Source organism: Pseudoflavonifractor phocaeensis, from assembly GCF_021531375.1.
Lineage (GTDB): Bacteria > Bacillota > Clostridia > Oscillospirales > Oscillospiraceae > Lawsonibacter > Lawsonibacter phocaeensis_B.
Genome location: NZ_JADYTU010000056.1, coordinates 1 through 1,464 on the forward strand (window position 1 = coordinate 1; position 1,464 = coordinate 1,464).

Sequence of the window (1,464 nt, forward strand, 5' to 3'; positions counted from 1 at the left end):
GGACCTGTTGACAAAGTGGCGTATAAACCCTTTCTATGGTACAATAACTATAGGGAGGGATGTGGCATGATGGGACGTCAAAGCAGACAAATGGCAATGATTTTCGTGGATATGGAGTCATTGATTCCAGAAAACCACCTGCTGCGGAAAGTCGAGCGGATGGTGTCCTTTGACTTCATCTATGATCTTCTGGCACCATATTATCCGGAGACTGGCCGTCCATCTGTCGACCCTGTCAGTATGTTCAAAATGCTCTTGATTGGATATCTGTATGGCATCAAATCAGAGCGGCGGCTGGTAGAGGAAGTTCAGCTCAACATCGCCTACCGATGGTTCTGTGGATTCGAACTGGATGACGCCATCCCAGATCACTCCACATTCAGCAAAACCAGGACACGCAAATGGCAGCAGAGCAACCTTTTTCAGAAAGCCTTTTATGAAATCGTGAAACAGTGCATAGCTGGCGGCCTTATAGATGGAAAGGCTATGGCTGCGGACGGAAGCTACATTCCAGCCAATGTATCAAGAGAAAGCTGGATTGATGTAGAAATAGAAGTTGAGCAAAGTATGCAAAGCTATCTTGACTCCTTGGATGAAGAACTTTCCAACCAGCCGGGGTTCAAAAAGCCGCCAACGAGAATAGCACGGAAACGTCGCACTACCAGCCATACAGATCCAGACAGCGGCTATATTAATCACGGCAGTAAACGCGGCATTGGGTATTTGATGGAAGCAACTGTGGACTGTAAATACGGCATTTTAACAGGCGTTGATGTATATCCTGCCAATGAGAAAGAAAGCATCCTGGTCTTGCGGCATTTGGAACGGCAAATCAATCTTGGTATCCCAATGAAACGACTTGCTCTGGATCGTGGATATGAAACTGGTGCTGTCCACCGGGGACTGGAACTTCTGGGTATTACTGGATATATCCCTGCAATCCAGTTCTCCAATCCACCCGAGAAATATGGGTTCTCCTACGACCCACAACAGGACGCATTCATTTGTCCGGAAGGAGTTCCTCTTACATACCACAGGTTGAATTGCAATAAATCGACCGGCAAATATCTGCGTTGCTATCAAGTGGAGGGCAATACCTGTATGTACTGTCCAAAACGGCCAAATTGTTTTGACAAGGCTGGAATTCGGCGCAGGGTGCTGGCCAGTAGTTGCTATCCAGCATTTTTCAGAGGTCATCAGCGCGTGGGAACTCCGGATTACCTATCCATGATGCGGCTTCGTAAAATCTGGGCTGAGGGCAGCTTTGCTGTTTTGAAGCGGGAACACTGTATTTCAAAGATTCGAAAAAGGGGCATTCTTGCAGCAACGGAAGAATGCCTCCTTGCTGCTATGGCTTTAAACCTTAAGAGGATGGTAAATGCCATCTTTTTCTATCTCCAGTTCCAATGTTCTGCCTGAAAGCCTGTGGGTTTCGGCAGAATTTTTGCTTTTGTCAACAGGTCC

At 47.0% G+C, this 1,464-nt stretch carries 1 protein-coding gene; it reads left to right on the top strand.

Annotated features, from left to right (window positions below; translation table 11 throughout):
• On the top strand, window positions 1-1,419 hold a 1,419-nt coding region (locus I6E39_RS10985; RefSeq protein ID WP_235381621.1), incomplete at its 5' end, for a transposase.
• Between the last annotated feature and the right edge of the window lie 45 nt (window positions 1,420-1,464).